Here is a 16,981-nt window from a genome sequence, read left to right on the forward strand (position 1 = left end):
TCTGCTTTCTGCAAGTACAATGAAATCAGTTTTAACCCCTGGACTGACCTATATATGCTGAAAGAACTGCTTGTCATTCGAAATCCCCGATCAGGACAGGGCATGCTCCCCCTGGACGGCTTTTTGCACCTGCTTCACGAAGAAGATTACGGCATCACCGTGCGCTATTTGCATCGCAATTTGCTGGTGCAGGATTTGCTTTACGATGCCAGCAAATACCATGCGGTGATTGCCGCCGGAGGAGACGGGACGGTCAGCAGCGTTGCCCATGCCATGATCGGACTGGATACACCCATGCTGGCTTACCCTGCTGGAACCGCCAACCTGATTTCCCAGAACCTGGGTTTGCTGCCCAGCGTGCGGGAGCTGGCCCAGGTGGTTAAAGACGGTGAAATCCTCACGTGTGATCTGGCAGAGTTCCATGTGCAGGACATGACTTTTGGTTTCACCATGGTGGCTGGCGCGGGCCTGGATGCAGACATGATCCGGGAAAGCGAATCCCTGAAACCCAACTTTGGGGCGCTGGCCTACTTCATGGGGGTGTTCAAGAACCTGCGGGCCACCGAGGCCGATCTGCTGCTGGAACTGGACGGTGTGGCGGTCAGAACCCGTGGCATGAGCGTGCTGCTGGCCAACTTCGGAATGGTCAATTTTGGCATTCCCATCGCTCCGGGCATTGACCCTTCAGACGGTCTGCTCAGCGTGGTGGTGGTGAAGGGGAACACCCCTCTGGCCATCGTGCCCAAAATCATGGATTCCTTTGTGAGCCGCATGGGCCTGAGAACCATACCTGCTCCAGAAGGGGTGGAAATCTACACCTGCAAAACCGTGCGCATCCAGTCGGACCCGCCCCTGCCTGTGCAGTACGACGGAGAATTGCTGGATGCCACCACCCCCCTGACCGCCAGGGTGATTCCCCACGCCGTCAAATTTCTGGTGCCTTCCCGTTTGCAGGGCCGCACCAGCTCCTGAAATCTGGACAGCCTGAATTTTGCCAGCGTGATCAGCTTCTGGAAAGCAGTTGCTGGGCCAGTTCCAGGTCTCCATCTTTGTCCACATCGGTCCCGATGCTGGCGTACCCGGTGGGCATGGCACTGACCGAGACCCCCAGGATGCTGCCAATTTTGTGTTCCAGCCTTTCCAGGCTGAGCTGACCGGTCAGCAGCCTGATCAGCGTGCCCATCCCAATCAAGCCTGCCAGTTTCAGTGGGTTTTTGCGGTGGGCCAGCATCTCTTTCAACCTGGGCAAAAAGGTGCTGACGATTTCAGGCTTGAGGATGAAGATGTTGCCCCCGGTGAAAGTGCCATCTTTCAGGCGAGCATAGGTGCGTTTGACCCCAGGATAGGCTTTCTCGCAGTCCTCTTTGCGCACGATGGGGTAGACCAGACCGCTGTCTGGAGCACTGGCCAGCACCTCCCGCAGTTCGGATGCAGTCATCATGGGGATGTCTGCCGTCACCACCAGCACCCGGTTCCCTGCAGGCATGTTTTGCACCCCATACTCCAGGTTGCCAATCAGGCTTCCCTGGTCCGGCAAGGTCTGGTGAATCAGGGTCTGAATTTCTGGCGGGGTGGGTCCAATGTATGCGATGTGGGCAATCACACCTGAATCCCTCAGGGCTTCCAGCACATACACACCCATGGCTTTCCCATGAATGGGAATCAGGGGCTTGACCGGGACATGGTGGGCGGCAGCAAAAGGATCGCTGGGATCTCCTCCGCCAAGGACAAGGGCGTTCCAGTGGGTCATGACGCTTCATGGTACCCGAAAACAATGCCGAGGGCGAAAAGCACAATTCAGAGATGATGGATCCATACTGTAGGGGCGAGGCGTGCCTCGCCCTCCTGGTAGAAATTTCAAACCAGACCTGTAGGGGCGCAGCACGCTGCGCCCAACGGCAACCACCTCAAAACGCCTTGCCGGGTTGCTGCTGGTCCTGGCTTTTTACACCCGCTCTTTTAAAAACCCCGCAATTTTCTGGGCCGCTTCTTGCAGCATAGCGGGTTCACGGACCAGCGCAAAACGCACGAAGCCTTCTCCTCTGGTCCCGAAGGCCCGTCCTGGAGCCACGGTCACACCCGTTTCACGGGCAAGGTCCAGGGCAAAATCAAAAGAGGAGATGGGTGCAGGAATCCTGGCCCACACGTACATGCTGGCCTGGGGCACAGAGATGTCCCATCCGGTTCCCCTGAGGGCCTGACAGAGCGCGTCCCGGCGTTCCATCAGGCGCCGGGCATCCTGCCGGGTGTGGGATCTGGGGAGGCCCAGAGCGGCAATGCCTGCCCGCTGGATGCCCACGTACTGGTTGAAGTCCACAGCACTTTTCAGCTGTTCCAGGGCTGCAATGGCGTCTTTGTTGCCTGCGGCCCAGCCCAGCCTGAACCCTCCCAGGTGGAAGCTTTTGGAGATGCTGTACAGCTCCACTGCGCAGCCCATGGCCCCTTTTGCATCCAGCACACTCGGGGCCTCGTAATCTCCGAAGACCATGTCCACATAGGGAAAATCGTGGATCAGCAGGATGTCATGCTGCAAACAGAAATCCACAGCCTGCTGCATGAATTCAGGGGTGGCGACCCCTGAGGTGGGATTGTTGGGGTAAGACAGCACCAGCACGCTGGCCCGCGCAGCCACGTCTGCAGGAATGGCTTGCAGGTCTGGCAGGAAGTTCTGGTCTTCCTGCAAGGGGACCAGATGGGTCTGCAGGCCTGCAATGGCCACGGCGCCCAGGTAACTGGGGTAACCCGGATCAGGCAGCAGGATCAGGTCTCCGGGGTTGGTGGTGGCCAGCAGCAGGTTGGAGAAGCCTTCCTGGGAGCCAATCAGGGGCAGCAGTTCTCTGGCAGGGTCCAGCTTTTGCCCGAAGCGCTGCTGGTGCCAGTCTGCCACCGCTTCCAGCAGGGGGGTGAATCCGCTGCGCAGGCAGTAACCGTAGGTGCTGGGATCCCACACGGCATCGGAAAGGGCCTGCAGCGCCACCTGGGGAGGGGGCAAATCTGAGGCCCCAATGCTCAGGTCAATCAGGGAAAGGCCACGGGCCAGGGCCGCTTTTTTGGCGGCGTCCATCTGCAGGAACACACTCTCGGGCATCTGGGACACCCTGCTGGAGGTAAAACGCTTCACGACTCCAGCTTACCTTGCAGGCAGGGGGGTGTGTCAGCCCTGTGCCAGTCAGACCTGCTCTACAGGCACCACTTCCAGGGTGCTGTTGTGCGCGGCCACAATGCGCACTTTGCTGCCCACCGGGGCATCTGGACCGCTGGCTTTCCACACCGAATCTCCAACCTTGATCTTGCCCTGACCCATCTGGATGGGCACGGTCACCGTGCAAATTTTGCCGATCAGGGCATCGGTGCGGTCATTGAGGTTTTCGCTGGTTTTGGGGTTCAGTTGCTTCAGGTACACCCCCCTCAAGGTGCCCACCAGCACCACCGAGAGCACAGCGAAGATGAGCACCTGCACCTGACCCGAAAGGGCTGGAACCAGCCAGGACAGCAACCCTGTGGCCATGGCCCCCAGCCCCAGCCACAGCAGGAACACCCCTGGCAGCATGATTTCCAGCACCATCAGGATGCCGCCCAGAATCCACCAGTGCCACGGATTCAGCCAGTCCATGCCATCACTCCTTGAAGGTTTCCTGGGCCAGTTTGGCGATTCCGCCCAGCGCACCAATCACATTGGAGGCCTCCAGGGGCATCATGATGATCTTGTGGTTGCCTGCAGAGGCCATTTTCTCCAGGGCCTCGGTGTAACGGGTGGCCACAAAGTAATTGATGGCCTGCACACCACCTTTGGCAATGGCATCGGAGACCAGATTGGTGGCACGGGCTTCTGCTTCTGCCTGGCGTTCGCGGGCTTCTGCGGCCAGGAAAGCGGCCTGTTTGCTGGCTTCGGCCTCCAGGATCTGGGCCTGTCTTTTGCCCTCGGCTTCCAGAATGGCAGCCTGTCTGGCCCCTTCAGCCCGCAGCACTGCAGATTGTTTGGCACCTTCGGCTTCCAGCACCAGGGCACGCTTGTCGCGCTCGGCTTTCATCTGGCGACCCATGCTTTCCACCAGATCTGCAGGCGGGGTGATGTCCTTGATTTCAATGCGGGTGACTTTCACACCCCAGGGTTCGGTGGCTTCATCCACCACGGCCAGCAGTCGGGCGTTGATTTCATCGCGTTTGCTGAGCAGTTCGTCCAGGTCCAGCGAACCCATCACGGTGCGGATGTTGGTCTGGGTGAGGGCCATGATGGCGTTTTTGAGGCCGCTCACCTCGTAAGACGCCTTGGCGGCGTTCAGCACCTGATAGAACACCACCCCGTCCACTTTGACCAGGGCGTTGTCTTTGGTGATCACTTCCTGGCTGGGCACGTCCAGCACCTGTTCCATCATGTTGACCCGGCGGCCCACCTGCTCCATCACAGGAACCAGCACGCTGAAGCCAGGCTCCAGGCTCTTGACGTATTTTCCGAACCGTTCCACGGTGTACTGGTACCCCTGCGGAACAATCACCACACCCCTCATCAGGATGATCACGGCCAGCACAACAATCACAATGGTAAAAATGGTGATTTCCATCTTGCCTCCTGGAATTGTCCATGTGGATTTGCTTGATCCTGGACAGCCCTGATGTGATTATGCGCTTTTTGACAGGGGGTTTTGACTTTGCTGTCACTGCAGCCCTCACAATGGTTCAGGTGTCCATACAGGAAAAACCCTACAGACACTGCATAAGGAATTTGTGAGACTGGACGTGTTTGAATCAAGTTGAGTTCCAGACAGCCGATGTGCTGCCAGATGCGTTTCAGGTTCCATTCTCCAGGAGACATCCATGCCAGATTCCTACATGCTCACCTTGAATGGTCAGGTGGCCCTGACCGCCGTTGCAGACAAGAAAATCAAGAACCTGCTGCACACCCCCAGCATTCAGGCCTTCAACCTGGGCGAGGGGGCAGTGATGCTGGTGCAACTGGGCCTCACCAATGAAAGCGGAACCCGACTGGACATGGTGAACGTGCCTTCACAGGTGATCCCTCCGATGCAAAGTGCCGCCATTTATGACTTTGAAAGACACACCCAGCTGGAGCGGGACGATGCAGATTTCGAGGACCTGGTGACCACCATCGAAAAAGCCCGGGAGAGCCACATTCTGGTGGCAAAATTTGCCACCCCTCAGGGCATGGTGGATTTGCAGCTTCCCTTGCAGATCCAGTTCACCCCCAATGGTTTTGTGCTGAATGTTCGCTTGCTTCCCACCCCCAAACCCATCAAGGCCACTCCAGCTGCAACCCCAGCTGCAAATTCAGAATCCGCAGCCCTCAAACAACCCTGAACGTTCAGGGTTTCAGAAAGCCAAAACAGAAGAGGCTGGCCTGAACGCCAGCCTTATTCCTATGGGGTGTGGATGTGTAAACGTTGGGGTAAGGTCATTCACCACGCAATGCACGCTGGTGGTGTTTGGGGAAGCGCAGGGCCACAATCAGCAGCAGGGCCAGCAAAGCACCCAGCAGGGCACCTGACAGCACCGCCAGCACGGTGGGTTTGAGGATCCAGGCCAGCAAAACACCCACGGCTGCCCCTCCAGGCAACATGGAAAATCTCCTCTGCACACTGATCCAGGTGCGCCTGAGGGCCTCTTTGAGGGGAGATGAAGAATCCAGCAAACCTGCCTCCAATCAAAGACATTTTAGCAAAAAAACGGTCAGCTGCAAATCAACAGCATTCCAGAATGGACATTGCGTTTTTTGCAGTCATGGGCACCTGAAAAACGACAAGGCCCTCTGAAACAGGTCAGAGGGCTTCATGGAATTAATCTTCGGCAATTCAGAGAAGTCTGATTGCGGCTGCACCCAGTTGACCATCATGGGCGTAGGAGATTCAGGATCACCCCCCTAGCGTCTGGAGCGCCACTTGTGGTGAGGTCTGGTGTGTCGCCAAAGCCAAAGCATCTGTTTGCGCATTGAGCCTCCCTGGGGGTCCTTGAATTGTGGGGTGGTCTGCAGGGCCAGTTTGAAATGGACCACCTGATGGCATTGTGGCACAGGCTTTCTCACAGAACTCTTGTCTGTCAGAAACCTGTTTTTGTTTTGGTGAAAAAAAGGCAGCCATGAAACCCTCAAAACAAATAGACCCGAGTGTCGCCCTCGGGTCAATTCGTCCCTGCTTCATAGGACTTGTTCTATTAAACACATCCAGATCTGACGGATTTCTTTTCTGTGTAAGGACTTGCGTTACCTTTTCAGCACCCCATAAATGCGGTTTCTGGCAACCCAGCCATTGACATGTCCCTGGTTGTTGCTGATCTGGTAACGGTCTTTTGAAATGGCAGTGATCAGGTGCAAGCACACACTGCCTTTCACCTGCACATAAACAATGGTGCGTTCGGTCAGCACATGCTGATCTGTGAGGGGGGTCAGGGTGACCTCCTCACCCGAATGGATCAGGGGAACCATGCTGCTGCCTCTGGGCTTGAAGGTGACCTCCTGACCGGATTTCAATTTTTCAATGATGGGATTCATTCGCATGCTTCAGGGTAGACATGGGGGTGGGGCAGAACATCAGAAAAATGGCGGATGGCCAGCAAGCAAAAAACCTTACACCGGGACCCCTGACAGAGCACTGCCTGGCGCACCTGCGGACCTGCTGGAGTTATCCCCAGGCTGTGGACAAGGGTGTGGATAACTTCTGTTTTGATCAGATAAGAAGGTAAAATTTTCATTTTTATCAGAATGTTTGAGCCAAGAAACTTCTGAACTTCCAGGGGTGACCTGCAGAGTGCATCCAGAAAAAGAAAAAATCCCAGACGGCTGTTCTGCTGTCTGAGACGAATTGGCGCGCTCTGTAGGACTCGAACCTACGACCGACCGCTTAGAAGGCGGTTGCTCTATCCAGCTGAGCTAAGAGCGCGTGCTTAAGAAGATTCGCGCCGTTTCCGGCGCGATTTCTTTTTGGAGCGGGATACCAGATTCGAACTGGTGCCAGAAGCTTGGAAGGCTGCTGTGCTACCACTACACCAATCCCGCATTCCTGAGCGCAAGGCAACTTTTGCCGACTCACGCTCTTTCGTTGGTCGAGGCGACTGGATTCGAACCAGCGACCCCTTGGTCCCAAACCAAGTGCGCTACCGGCCTGCGCTACGCCTCGAGGCGCATTAGGGATTCTATATCAAGAAGCAGCACAGGTCAAGGGTTTTGGGATAAGAAAAATGGCCTAAAAGCACGGAAAGATCGCAAAAAGGGTGGGAGACATAAGGATGCAGAACACTGATCGAGAGAAAACAAGAGGGCGCAGCACGCTGCGCCCCTACATCAGTTGGGGTTTTTACTGTTCCCGGATGCCCAGTCCAGCGTTCTTGAGGCTCTGGATCAGGCTTTGCAGGTCTGCATTGACTTCGGTGTCCTGCAGGGTGCGGCTTCCCCGGTAGGTCAGGCGCACGGCAATGCTGCGTTGACCTTCAGGAATGGGCGCTCCAGCGTACACATCGAAGACCTCCGCTTTTTCCAGCAGCTTGCCTCCGTGCGCGTGGATCAGGTCCTCGATCTCGCCATAGCTCACCGTCTTGGAAGCAATGATGGCCAGATCGCGCAGGGCAGCAGGGTTGCGGTTCACATCGCTGAAGGACCATTCCCGCTCGGGGAGGGGAAGCTGGATGTCCAGCAGGTACAGGTCGGCTTTGAGGCCCAGGTTGAAGGCCACTGCAGGATGCACCTGCCCGATGTGCCCGATGCTTTGCCCGTTCCAGACCACTTCGCCAACAATGCCGGGGTGCAGGTATTCGGGGGCATTGTCCTTAACGGCTTTCAGGCGCACGTCTGCTCCCAGGGCATGACCGGCACTTTCCAGCAGGGCTTTGAAGGTGTAGAAGTCGCTGGCAATGCCTTTCTGCCAGTTTCCGGTGGCCAGAGGACCGCGCATCAGGGCACCCAGACGCTCGGTTTCGCCTTCTTTCGGGAAGATGTGACCCACCTCGAAGATCAGCAGTCGGGCCTCGTCCTTGTTGGTCTGCGCGACTTTCAGCAGGCTGGGGTACAGGGCGGTGCGCATGTGGGTGCGGTCCGAGGTCAGGGGGTTGCGGAGTTCCACCACAGGCTCAGGCGCTTTTGCTGCTCTGGCTTCTTCTGCGTTGGTGAAGGTGTAGGTCACCACCTCCTGGAAACCCAGTCCAGAGAACACCTGCTTCACTTCCCGGCGCAGGCGGCTTTCCCGGTCTGCCCCAATGTTGTCCTCATTCACCTGGATGCTGGGGAGGGTTTCGTTCAGCTTGTCGTAGCCATAAATGCGGGCAATTTCCTCGATGGCGTCTTCTGGAATCAGCATGTCGATGCGCCAGGAGGGTGGGGTGATGCGCAGGGTGTCCCCATCCACGGCCACTTTTGCCCCCAGTTTTTCCAGCACCTGCTGCATGGTCTGGATGTCGATGTCCAGTCCCAGCAGCCTTCTGGCGTAACCTGCGTCCAGCAGGATGTCCTGCACGGGCTGTCGGTGGTCCACGATGGTGGCCCCATCATGCACGGTGGCTCCCGTGACAGACTGCAGCAGCTCAGCAATGCGGTTTGCAGCCCACAGGGGAAGGCTGGGGTCAACGCCCCGCTCGTAGCGGTACACGGCGTCGGTTTTCAGGCCCAGACGGGTGGAGGTGCGGCGCAGGCGCACGGGGTCGAAGTGGGCGGCTTCAATGACCACATCGGTGGTGTCTTCCTGCACGCGGCCCAGATGGCCTCCCATGATCCCGGCAATCCCAATGACCTGACCCTCGCCGTTGCGGATCACAGCGTCCTGACCTTCGATCAGCTCGTGGTCTGCATTGTCCAGGGCTTTGGCGCTTTCATTGCCAGCGTAGTTCACCACGATTTCTTTTCCAGGAAGGTCACGGGCATCATAGAAGGCGGTGGGCTGACCCAGTTCCAGCATCACGTAATTGCTGATGTCCACAATGGCGTTGATGGGGCGCATTCCAGCCAGCATCAGGCGTCGCTGCAGCCAGATGGGACTGGGGCCGTTCCGGGCACCACTGACCGTGCGGGCCACGAAGTGGTCACAGCCCAGACGGGGTTTGTTCTCGGGATCTTTGTGCAGGATGGTTTTTTCCTGGCTGATGGTCAGTTTGACTTCGCCTTCACCGCTGGCTTCCAGACCCTTGCTGGGCAGAACAAGCTCCAGGTTCAGGTAGGCAGCAAGGTCGCGGGCCACACCCAGCACGCTGAGGGCATCGGCACGGTTGGGGGTGACCTCCACATCCAGCACCTCATCTGCAGCCCACAGGTCTTTCAGTTCCACGCCAGGACGGGCGGTGCCCATAGGCAAGAGCAAGAGACCGCTGGCCCCTTCACCGATGCCCAGCTCTTTTGCACTGGCGCACATGCCCCAGGAATCGATGCCCTGCATTTTGCGGATGCCGTAGGTCACCTCACCCAGGGTGGTTCCAGGGGTCACCACGGCCACACCCACACCAGCACGGGCATTGGGGGCACCGGTCACGATGGTCTGGAATTCTTGATGTTCAATAGGTAATTTTTGATTGAAGGTGTAGCCTAAAGTGCGCTGCATAGAACTTCCCACATTCACGGTGAGTTTGTGCAGCTGGGTGCCTTCCACGGGTTCACAGGTCAGGACCTCGCCGTACACCACTCCGGCAGGAGGGGCAGACACATCTACAATTTCTTCCACGGGCAGGCCAAGCTGGGCCAGCAAAGGTTCAAGTTCATGGGCGGTGGGAACGGCGGGGAGCAGTTCTTTCAGCCAGCTGTAGGGGATTTTCATGGTCAGAGCCTTTCAGGGCACGCTCACCAGAGCGCGGAGAATTTGAGTTTGACGGTGGTCTGGAAATCGCTGGAGAGCTTTAACTTGAAGCTGCCAAAGTAAGCACTTCCTCCAGCCAGCCATTTCTGCTGGTCGTAATCGAGGTTCAGGCGGTAAGGACGGCCTTCTTCCTGCACCAGGGGCAGGGCGTATTCCATGCCTGCTGCAAAGCCATCTTTGTTGCCGTAACTGCTCTTGACCCTCAGGTAGGGGAGGGGGATGAGTTCAGTCCCGAAGCCGTACTGGGCGGTCATGGGCTGGTAGTAGCCGTAAGCCTCACCGTAGTTCAGCAGGTTGGCACTGGCCCCCAGGATCACGCCACCGTTGCCATACCCCACCCCCAGAGAGATGGGCTCAAGGTGGTAAGCCACGCTCAGTTCGTTGTAACTGTGCCGTCCCCGTTCCAGATACACCTGGGCACTGAAGTCATTCTTGCGGTACTTCAGGGCATGCTGGCGCTGACCCCAGGAGAGGTCCAGATCGTATTCCATGTCGCCCAGCAGGGTGTAAGGAAATGGGTTGAGGCCAGAATCACGGGTGTCTGTAGGGACTCCCAGTTGCCAGTCTGCCAGGGGCAGGAGGCCAATCAGCAGGGTGTGGTCAATGCCCGAATGGGCCTTGAAATTCAGGAAATCCGAGTTGTCCCAGGGGCTGATGAACGGGCGGTGGAGGGCCATCGGGTCGGTGGTGTCTCCGTTCAGGCCCATCCACATGCCAAAACCACAGTCGTAGTGTTCTGCAGTGAGGTTGCGCACCCGTGCATCATGCACCCCGAAAGGGTAAGCCACACAGGGCGCTTCGGTTCCGAGGTGGTCCCGGATGGCCTGCTGGCTTTTCTCCAGTTCGGCCTGCAGTGCATAAGGAGGCAGGTCAATCAGGCGGGCATGGTTGGCGGTGTGGGAGTCAATTTCCCATCCGGCCTGCTGCATTTCCTTCAGTTCTTCCCAGGTGACAAAGCCCTCTGTCCCCACTTTTTCGGTGATCACAAAGAAGGTGGCAGGCACCCCCAGCTCTTTCAGGACTGGAAAAGCCTCCTCGTACACGTCCCGGTAGCCATCATCAAAGGTGATGACCACGCAGGTTTCATTGCAGTTCTGGGCTTTTGAAGCCACCTCGAAGGTGTGCCCGCTGTTTTTCAGGCGAACCACCTGATCCTTCAGGGACCCTGCGGCCACCCCCAGCGTCATGCCACTGGAGACCCCCACCCGATGGTACACCAGCACGAAACTGAACGCCTGTGCTGGAACACTTCCCAGAGCGAGCGAGACCAGCATTGTCATGACGGCTTTCTTCAAGTTACTGCAACTCCCCTTTGAACTGGGCCAGCACCCTCAAATCGTTGGCATAGAAGTAACGGATGTCGGGCATGCCATATTTCAGCATGGCAATGCGCTCTGGACCGAGGCCGAAAGCAAATCCAGTCTTGCCTTCGTAAATGCGGGGCAGGCCACGCTGTTCACGCAGGTCATCCACGGCTTTGAAGACGTTGGGATGCACCATCCCGCAGCCCCCGAGTTCCAGCCATTTGCTTTCCCCTCTGGGGTTCTCCCACCACACAGCGAAATCTGCTCCGGGCTCCACGAAAGGATAGAAGCTGGGCTGGAAGCGGACCTTTGCTTTTGGACCAAAGAGGCCCCTGGCCAGTTCTGCGATGGTGCCTTTCAGGTCGGCCATGGAGATGTTGTCTCCCACCACCAGACCTTCAAGCTGGTGGAACATGCTCTCGTGGGTGGCATCGGTGGCCTCGTAACGGTACACCTTGCCGGGAACCACAATTTTGAGGGGTGCAGTGTGTTCCAGCATGTAGCGGATCTGCATGGGACTGGTGTGGGTGCGCAGCAGGCGACCGTCTTTCAGCCAGAAGGTGTCCCACAGATCACGGGCAGGGTGGTACCAGGGGATGTTGAGGTGCTGGAAGTTGTAAGCATCGTCTTCCACCTCGTTGCCTTCCACCACGTTGTAGCCCATGCGGGTGAAGATGTCCGACAAATCATCCAGAATGCGGGTGATGACGTGCAGACCGCCAGCGGGCATGGACAGGGCAGGCAGCGTGATGTCAATGGCTTCGCTGGCCAGTTTGGCCTGCAGGGCAGCTTCTTTGAGGGCCACCTCACGCTCAGAAATCAGGCCATCGATTTCCTGCTTCAGGGCATTGATCTCCTGGCCTTTGACCTTGCGTTCCTCAGGGCTGAGGGCACCCAGGCTTTTGAGTTGCTTGGTGACTTCACCGTTTTTGCCCAGGTAATGGGTCTTCACGGTTTGCAGGGCCTCCAGGCTTCCTGCGGTTTCGATCTGTGCTCGGGCTTCTTGCAGCATTGGACTCCTCTGTCTCCTCACATGAAAAAACCGCTCGCACCATGAACATGCGAGCGGCAGTAGCTTTGGGTTTGGGCTACAGACCGCTCAGATCAGCAAAAAACTGCGAAAGTCTTTGCCTGCCTTGAAGGTGTAGAGCGGTCAACATCATGTTTCACTCTAGGGGGTCAGCAGGGCAGAGTCAACCGAATTGGGCACAACAATCCTCTACGCCATCTGGACAGGGTGCACAAAAACCCTCCCTGGCTGGTTCAGGGAGGGTTTGAAGGGGTTTGAATTTAAGGGTTCAGGGGGCCACTTTGAAATCCAGAATGCCCACGCCATACCCACTGACCCAGCCAGAGGGAACACGGGCTTTGGCTTTCATGTCCTTGACGATCTCAGCAGGGCTCCACTGGGGGTTCTTCTTGCGCCACAGGGCCATGCCTCCGGCCACCATGGGGCTGGAGAAAGAGGTGCCCTGGTAGCTGACCACCGTGCCATTGATGTTGGGCAGCCGGAAAGAGAAGGGCGCAGCAATGCTGTTGTAATTGGCACGGGTGCTGTCGGCATTGGGGTTGTTGCCGTTCACTCCTGCCACAGACATCATGCCAGAGACCACAGGTGCGAAGCCCGCAGGGAACTGGGGAATGCTGCCTTCCAGCCCCTGGTTGCCTCCAGAAACTGCGATCAGGGTGCCGTAAGAGTTGGCTTCCTTGAACAGGCTGGCAAAGATGGGTTCAGGGGTTTCGCTGCCCAGGCTGAGGTTCAGCACCAGCTTCCTGCGGTCCACGGCGTTCTTGAGGGCCCAGCAGGTGCCAATGAAGACTTTTTCCATGCTGCAGGTTCCATCTGTGTCACACACCCGCACCGGGCGGATGCTGGCCCCACGGGCCACCCCACTGCTCTTGCCTGCAGCCACTTTTGCCACAATGGTGCCGTGACCGGTGGGGGCGAAGAATTCATCTTTGGGTGAACTGTCAAAAGAAACAAAGTCATACCCAGGCAGCAGGGAAAGTTCGCCCTGAGGGGTTACACCAGTGTCCAGAACAGCAATTTCGATGCCAGATCCATCCAGTCCACGGTCAAAAGCCGCAGGTGCATTGACATCAATCAGATGCTGGGGATAGGTGGCTGCCAGATCCGGGACGGTCTTGGGATCCACATGTCCTTCGGATTCTGGGAAATTTTGGCGCAGGTGATTGACGGTGATGCCTGCGGGTCGGCCAGATTTGACCACCACAATGTTTCCTGTGCACAGGCTTCCTTTGCCCAGATCGGCGTTGTATTTGGTCATGTCCAGAATCTGGTTGACTCCGTATCCCAGTTGCCTGAGGCGTTCACTGATGCGGGCCATGTCGGTTCCGGGAGGAAACAGCATCATGTATTCGTTGTTGGTGTCTCTTCCGGTGATGTTCAGTTCAGAAAGGTAATAGTTGCCTCCGTAATAGAGGTAAGCGGTCCAATTGCCCCCAAAAATGTCCTGAGGAACCGGGAAAACAATTTTTCCAGAACCTGCCCAGCGGCCTGTGCTGCGGTAGGTGAATTTGTTGTTTTGCCTGTTCATGAATTGCACAGTGTAATTGCCCTCTGTGGGGGTGGTGGCATCAATGGAACCCATCAGGTTTTCTCCGGGTTCAGCCCAGTCCGAAGAGAGCTTGAAAGGCAAAGATGCCTGAGCACTGATCTGGGAGATGTCCTGAACAGGTTGCATCGCCAGGGTTTGGTTTGTGGAGGTCTGGGCTGTGGGGGTGTGGGTTGCACACCCAACAAACAGCAAACTGAAAACGAGCCACCAGTGTTTCATATGTCATGCACCATCCTTATATGTCACTTATTTTCGCTGACGCTGGTTGAACGCTCCATGAACGTTTGCAGGGTTGCTCGATAGTCATCTGCGAAATCTTGATGTCCAGCCTGCTCAAGCAGCAAGATGGCTTCTTCGAGCGCTTCCGGGCTTTGCTCAAGTTCTGAGATGTTGGCAAGAACTGTTGCAGCCATGAGCACCTCTCCTGCCCTTCGTGCAAATCGAAGGGCACTGTCATAGGCGTTTTTGGCCTGTTCTTTTTCATGGCGTTCATGGTAGATCTTTCCGATGTTGTTCCATGCCCTGATGGCTGTGCTGAGGGCATCAATTTCTGAGGCCAGACGTGCAGCTTCCTGAAAGGTATGGATGGCCTCAGAGGTGAAACCGTTGCGTTCTTTGGCCCAGCCATAATTCAACAGCACACGGGCATATTGAGCTGCATTGCCTTCTGCTGCTGCCAGAACTTCAGAGAAGCTGTCTTCAGGATTGTGACCCAGACAGATTCGTGCATATGCCAGGTTGTTGAGCGCACCAATCCAGTAATCGCGTGCTGGCAGAGTGGACCATAAAGCAGCTGCCCTGCGGTAATAGCCTTCAGCCAGGGTGTAATCACCAGCAGAATTCGAGAGGTTGCCCAGGGTGATCAGCGCTTCTGCCCGGGCTTCGGAACCAGACATCAGGGCTTCAGTGGCTGCGCTTTTGGCTTTTTCAGGTTGCCCCAGACGCCACAGCAATGCACTTTTCACCCCCAGGTACTCTGGATTGTCTGGCAGAAAGTTGAACATCCGCATGGCTTCCCGGTAGTTGCCGCTGCGTTCCAGGGCCCGTGTGCGCAGCAAATGAACCTCTTCATCTGCAGGCAGGTCTTTGAGCACCTCCAGGGCTTTCTGAGGCAATCCCTGCTCCAGGAAGCTCAAGGCTTGCTGGATGCAGGTTTCCCGCATGCCTCCCACAGTTTGCAGCTGCACGCCATAATCGGAGGCTTCTTCTGCCACTTTGGCGGCCAGTGGATTTTGCCCCCCCAGCAACAGGCGGTGCAGGCGCATCAAATCCTGCACTTCTGGCGGAGGGGCACCCGCAGGTTTGTAAGCCAGTTCGGCCCATTTTGCGGCCTCTTTCAGGCTGCCTTTGGTGCTTTCCTGCTCTGCACAGTCCAGATAGGCACTGCGAATGGCCACGGCAACACGTTCACGGGTGGCAAAGACCCACTCTTCAAGTTCCTCTCCCAGGTCGGTGAGGGTGGCGGTGTCCATGAACGCCCCCTGGTACAGGGCACGGGCGGCTGCAAAGTCATGCTGACTCAGGAACTTCAGGATTTCCTGCACATCACATTGCACTTCTGTTCCTGCTTCATGCTCATTGGCGAAGATCACGCCAAGCTTGCGGAGTTTGGTGAGGGCCACCGCCAGGGAATTCATGGGGTCACTGGCCTCGGGCCAGAACAACTCTGCCAGATGACGCCTGGGTTTCTTCCCCTCTATGGCGAGGTAAGCCACCAGGAGGAGGGGTTTTTCACGGTGAAATTTGACGCCCGTGACTTGAAGTTTCCCTAGTGTCCGCAAGTGCATTTCTTCCAGAATAGTGCATCCATGAACGCTTTTGGGTGATGGTGAACAGCCCGCACAAAGCCCACCAGAAAACCGATTTGTTTTTTTGCTATCCAGAACGTCAAATGAACGTTTTAGCTTGCAGATCATTGCCGTTCATGGTTCGTTCAGGGCTGCTTCATGGTGTGTCCACTATTCTCTATTCATCAGACGGGACGAACCTCCAAGAGGAACATCCAGAACAGAATTCAACTTCCCTCCAGGGTTTCCGTTAGATCAAACCCAGCAGTTTTAAAAGGAGCTCACCATGAACAGCAAAAAAACCACCACCAGCCTTTTCGCAGCAGCAATCCTCGGCAGCCTCCTCCTCGCCTCCTGCGGCACCAGCCTTCCCCAGACCGAAGAGCAGGCCGTCAAGACCCTCACCTTCAGCAACGGCGAAACCTTCTCCTACACCGAGTACGACGGCATCGTGAAAACCGATGATGACGTGATTGTGGCCAACAGCAACGAACTTTCTGATCTGGTTCAGAAGTACGAAGCCTACCTGAAAACCCCCGAAGTCGACAAGAACGGTGTGGGCATCACCAAATACTGTTCCTTTGAGTTCATCACCTGCTGGAGCTACACCGACAACCGCTGGCCCGCTGGCAAGATCTACTACTCCTACGATGCCAGCATCACTGCCACCCAGCACAACGACATCCTGACCGCCATCACCGACTGGAACAGCCGCGTGACCGATGTGAAATGGTACTACTCTCCTGCCGCCAGTGACCGTGTGGTCTTCACCAAGGAAACCGATCCCAACGCCTGCGGAAGCAGCAGCATCGGCAAGAAGGGTGGGGCACAGCAACTGCGTCTGAGCTGCTTCAGCAAAGGTGTGGTTCAGCACGAGATGGGCCACACTGCAGGCCTGCTGCACGAACAGAGCCGCTGTGACCGCGACAGCTACGTGACCATCGTATGGGCCAACATCAAGAGCGGTTACTCGGGCAACTTTGACAAGGCTTGCGGCAAAGAATACAAAGACTACGGCAGCTACAACTACAACAGCGTGATGCACTACGGCGCAACTGCCTTCAGCAAGAACGGCCTGAACACCATCGTCCCAAAAAATGGAGTTCCCACCAGCGCCATCGGTCAGCGCGTGGCCCTGCACACCGGAGACATTTCTGCCCTGAACCAGATGTACTGAGCCCTTCAGGAGTTCACAGCCGCCCGGCGTTCCCAGGTCCGTCTCTCCACAGCTACCCACCTGTTCCACCGCTTCACCACCCAGAACCACAGACCATCTTCGCTCAAGGAGTGTGCGACCCCCCGAGACAATGCTCGGGGGGAATTTCTTGTGGGCCTCAGGGAATGTGAATGAAAAGCTGAACCACAAAAGAAACGATTCTGGAAAAGAAGTCAAAGATGCGGCCCAGGATGCCTCTGGGTTTTTTGGGCTTGTGTTTTGCACGTTCTGGGTTGTTGGACATGCCGTCAGGTTAGCAGGCGGATGAATGGGGTGCTGTGATTTTGACTTGTGTACTTCTGGAAGCTTGTTT

The 16,981-nt window shown here is 56.8% G+C and carries 15 protein-coding genes and 3 tRNA genes; 3 read left to right on the top strand and 15 right to left on the bottom strand.

What is annotated here, in order from left to right:
* The first annotated feature begins 54 nt into the window (after nucleotides 1-54).
* Nucleotides 55-972, top strand: coding sequence for a diacylglycerol/lipid kinase family protein (locus IEY52_RS22010; RefSeq protein ID WP_268239755.1), 918 nt, complete (start codon nucleotides 55-57; stop codon nucleotides 970-972).
* A gap of 31 nt (nucleotides 973-1,003) precedes the next feature.
* On the opposite strand, the gene IEY52_RS22015 is transcribed toward IEY52_RS22010, so the two are convergent.
* From IEY52_RS22015 to IEY52_RS22030, 4 genes are all read right to left on the bottom strand, one after another.
* Nucleotides 1,004-1,750 carry an NTP transferase domain-containing protein gene (locus IEY52_RS22015; RefSeq protein ID WP_189007090.1) on the bottom strand — a complete coding sequence of 249 codons (747 nt, stop codon included), beginning with the start codon at nucleotides 1,748-1,750 and terminating at the stop codon, nucleotides 1,004-1,006.
* A 195-nt stretch (nucleotides 1,751-1,945) separates the two neighbouring features.
* Nucleotides 1,946-3,121, bottom strand: a complete 1,176-nt coding sequence (locus IEY52_RS22020; RefSeq protein ID WP_229684915.1) for an aminotransferase class I/II-fold pyridoxal phosphate-dependent enzyme — start codon at nucleotides 3,119-3,121, stop codon at nucleotides 1,946-1,948.
* Nucleotides 3,122-3,169: 48 nt separating this feature from the next.
* Nucleotides 3,170-3,613: an NfeD family protein gene (locus IEY52_RS22025; RefSeq protein ID WP_189007093.1), complete on the bottom strand. Its 444-nt coding sequence runs from the start codon at nucleotides 3,611-3,613 to the stop codon at nucleotides 3,170-3,172.
* A 4-nt stretch (nucleotides 3,614-3,617) separates the two neighbouring features.
* Nucleotides 3,618-4,562, bottom strand: coding sequence for an SPFH domain-containing protein (locus IEY52_RS22030; RefSeq protein WP_189007095.1), 945 nt, complete (start codon nucleotides 4,560-4,562; stop codon nucleotides 3,618-3,620).
* Between the two features lie 253 nt (nucleotides 4,563-4,815).
* Here IEY52_RS22030 and IEY52_RS22035 point away from each other — a divergent pair, with 253 nt between their 5' ends.
* Nucleotides 4,816-5,316 carry a hypothetical protein gene (locus tag IEY52_RS22035; RefSeq protein WP_189007098.1) on the top strand — a complete coding sequence of 167 codons (501 nt, stop codon included), beginning with the start codon at nucleotides 4,816-4,818 and terminating at the stop codon, nucleotides 5,314-5,316.
* A gap of 94 nt (nucleotides 5,317-5,410) precedes the next feature.
* Here IEY52_RS22035 and IEY52_RS22040 read toward each other — a convergent pair whose 3' ends face one another.
* The 10 genes from IEY52_RS22040 to IEY52_RS22085 form a co-directional block, all read right to left on the bottom strand.
* Entirely contained in the window at nucleotides 5,411-5,647 is a 237-nt protein-coding gene (locus tag IEY52_RS22040) for a hypothetical protein (protein ID WP_189007103.1), read from the bottom strand.
* Nucleotides 5,648-6,214: 567 nt separating this feature from the next.
* The gene (locus tag IEY52_RS22045; protein ID WP_194510053.1) at nucleotides 6,215-6,502 is read right to left on the bottom strand and encodes a hypothetical protein; all 288 of its coding nucleotides are present in this window, start codon (nucleotides 6,500-6,502) and stop codon (nucleotides 6,215-6,217) included.
* A 311-nt stretch (nucleotides 6,503-6,813) separates the two neighbouring features.
* Nucleotides 6,814-6,890: transfer RNA gene (locus IEY52_RS22050), tRNA-Arg, on the bottom strand.
* A gap of 42 nt (nucleotides 6,891-6,932) precedes the next feature.
* Nucleotides 6,933-7,006, bottom strand: a tRNA-Gly gene (locus IEY52_RS22055).
* Between the two features lie 44 nt (nucleotides 7,007-7,050).
* Nucleotides 7,051-7,127, bottom strand: a tRNA-Pro gene (locus IEY52_RS22060).
* A gap of 177 nt (nucleotides 7,128-7,304) precedes the next feature.
* On the bottom strand, nucleotides 7,305-9,743 hold the full coding sequence (gene pheT, locus IEY52_RS22065; RefSeq protein ID WP_189007109.1) for a phenylalanine--tRNA ligase subunit beta: 2,439 nt from the start codon (nucleotides 9,741-9,743) through the stop codon (nucleotides 7,305-7,307).
* A gap of 23 nt (nucleotides 9,744-9,766) precedes the next feature.
* Complete coding sequence (locus IEY52_RS22070; RefSeq protein ID WP_189007112.1) at nucleotides 9,767-11,062, bottom strand: polysaccharide deacetylase family protein; 1,296 nt, start codon at nucleotides 11,060-11,062, stop codon at nucleotides 9,767-9,769.
* A gap of 16 nt (nucleotides 11,063-11,078) precedes the next feature.
* The gene (pheS, locus tag IEY52_RS22075; RefSeq protein ID WP_189007115.1) at nucleotides 11,079-12,098 is read right to left on the bottom strand and encodes a phenylalanine--tRNA ligase subunit alpha; all 1,020 of its coding nucleotides are present in this window, start codon (nucleotides 12,096-12,098) and stop codon (nucleotides 11,079-11,081) included.
* A 286-nt stretch (nucleotides 12,099-12,384) separates the two neighbouring features.
* Nucleotides 12,385-13,884 carry a S8 family peptidase gene (locus IEY52_RS22080; RefSeq protein ID WP_189007119.1) on the bottom strand — a complete coding sequence of 500 codons (1,500 nt, stop codon included), beginning with the start codon at nucleotides 13,882-13,884 and terminating at the stop codon, nucleotides 12,385-12,387.
* A gap of 23 nt (nucleotides 13,885-13,907) precedes the next feature.
* Nucleotides 13,908-15,452: an AfsR/SARP family transcriptional regulator gene (locus IEY52_RS22085; RefSeq protein ID WP_189007123.1), complete on the bottom strand. Its 1,545-nt coding sequence runs from the start codon at nucleotides 15,450-15,452 to the stop codon at nucleotides 13,908-13,910.
* A gap of 286 nt (nucleotides 15,453-15,738) precedes the next feature.
* On the opposite strand from IEY52_RS22085, the gene IEY52_RS22090 reads away from it, so the two are divergent.
* The gene (locus IEY52_RS22090; protein ID WP_189007126.1) at nucleotides 15,739-16,629 is read left to right on the top strand and encodes a M12 family metallopeptidase; all 891 of its coding nucleotides are present in this window, start codon (nucleotides 15,739-15,741) and stop codon (nucleotides 16,627-16,629) included.
* Nucleotides 16,630-16,786: 157 nt separating this feature from the next.
* On the opposite strand, the gene IEY52_RS27005 is transcribed toward IEY52_RS22090, so the two are convergent.
* Nucleotides 16,787-16,912, bottom strand: a complete 126-nt coding sequence (locus IEY52_RS27005; RefSeq protein ID WP_268239756.1) for a hypothetical protein — start codon at nucleotides 16,910-16,912, stop codon at nucleotides 16,787-16,789.
* Nucleotides 16,913-16,981: the final 69 nt, after the last annotated feature.

It is taken from the genome of Deinococcus roseus (genome assembly GCF_014646895.1).
Taxonomy (GTDB): Bacteria; Deinococcota; Deinococci; order Deinococcales; family Deinococcaceae; genus Deinococcus_C; species Deinococcus_C roseus.

Excerpts from the sequence above, each read along its gene's own strand:
- IEY52_RS22010 (WP_268239755.1), top strand. The coding sequence starts at position 55 with ATGCTGAAAGAACTGCTTGTCATTCGAAATCCCCGATCAGGACAGGGC.
- IEY52_RS22015 (WP_189007090.1), bottom strand. The coding sequence starts at position 1,750 with ATGACCCACTGGAACGCCCTTGTCCTTGGCGGAGGAGATCCCAGCGAT.
- IEY52_RS22025 (WP_189007093.1), bottom strand. The coding sequence starts at position 3,613 with ATGGACTGGCTGAATCCGTGGCACTGGTGGATTCTGGGCGGCATCCTG.
- IEY52_RS22030 (WP_189007095.1), bottom strand. The coding sequence starts at position 4,562 with ATGGAAATCACCATTTTTACCATTGTGATTGTTGTGCTGGCCGTGATC.
- IEY52_RS22035 (WP_189007098.1), top strand. The coding sequence starts at position 4,816 with ATGCCAGATTCCTACATGCTCACCTTGAATGGTCAGGTGGCCCTGACC.
- IEY52_RS22045 (WP_194510053.1), bottom strand. The coding sequence starts at position 6,502 with ATGAATCCCATCATTGAAAAATTGAAATCCGGTCAGGAGGTCACCTTC.
- pheT (WP_189007109.1), bottom strand. The coding sequence starts at position 9,743 with ATGAAAATCCCCTACAGCTGGCTGAAAGAACTGCTCCCCGCCGTTCCC.
- IEY52_RS22070 (WP_189007112.1), bottom strand. The coding sequence starts at position 11,062 with ATGACAATGCTGGTCTCGCTCGCTCTGGGAAGTGTTCCAGCACAGGCG.
- pheS (WP_189007115.1), bottom strand. The coding sequence starts at position 12,098 with ATGCTGCAAGAAGCCCGAGCACAGATCGAAACCGCAGGAAGCCTGGAG.
- IEY52_RS22080 (WP_189007119.1), bottom strand. The coding sequence starts at position 13,884 with ATGAAACACTGGTGGCTCGTTTTCAGTTTGCTGTTTGTTGGGTGTGCA.
- IEY52_RS22085 (WP_189007123.1), bottom strand. The coding sequence starts at position 15,452 with ATGCACTTGCGGACACTAGGGAAACTTCAAGTCACGGGCGTCAAATTT.
- IEY52_RS22090 (WP_189007126.1), top strand. The coding sequence starts at position 15,739 with ATGAACAGCAAAAAAACCACCACCAGCCTTTTCGCAGCAGCAATCCTC.
- IEY52_RS27005 (WP_268239756.1), bottom strand. The coding sequence starts at position 16,912 with ATGTCCAACAACCCAGAACGTGCAAAACACAAGCCCAAAAAACCCAGA.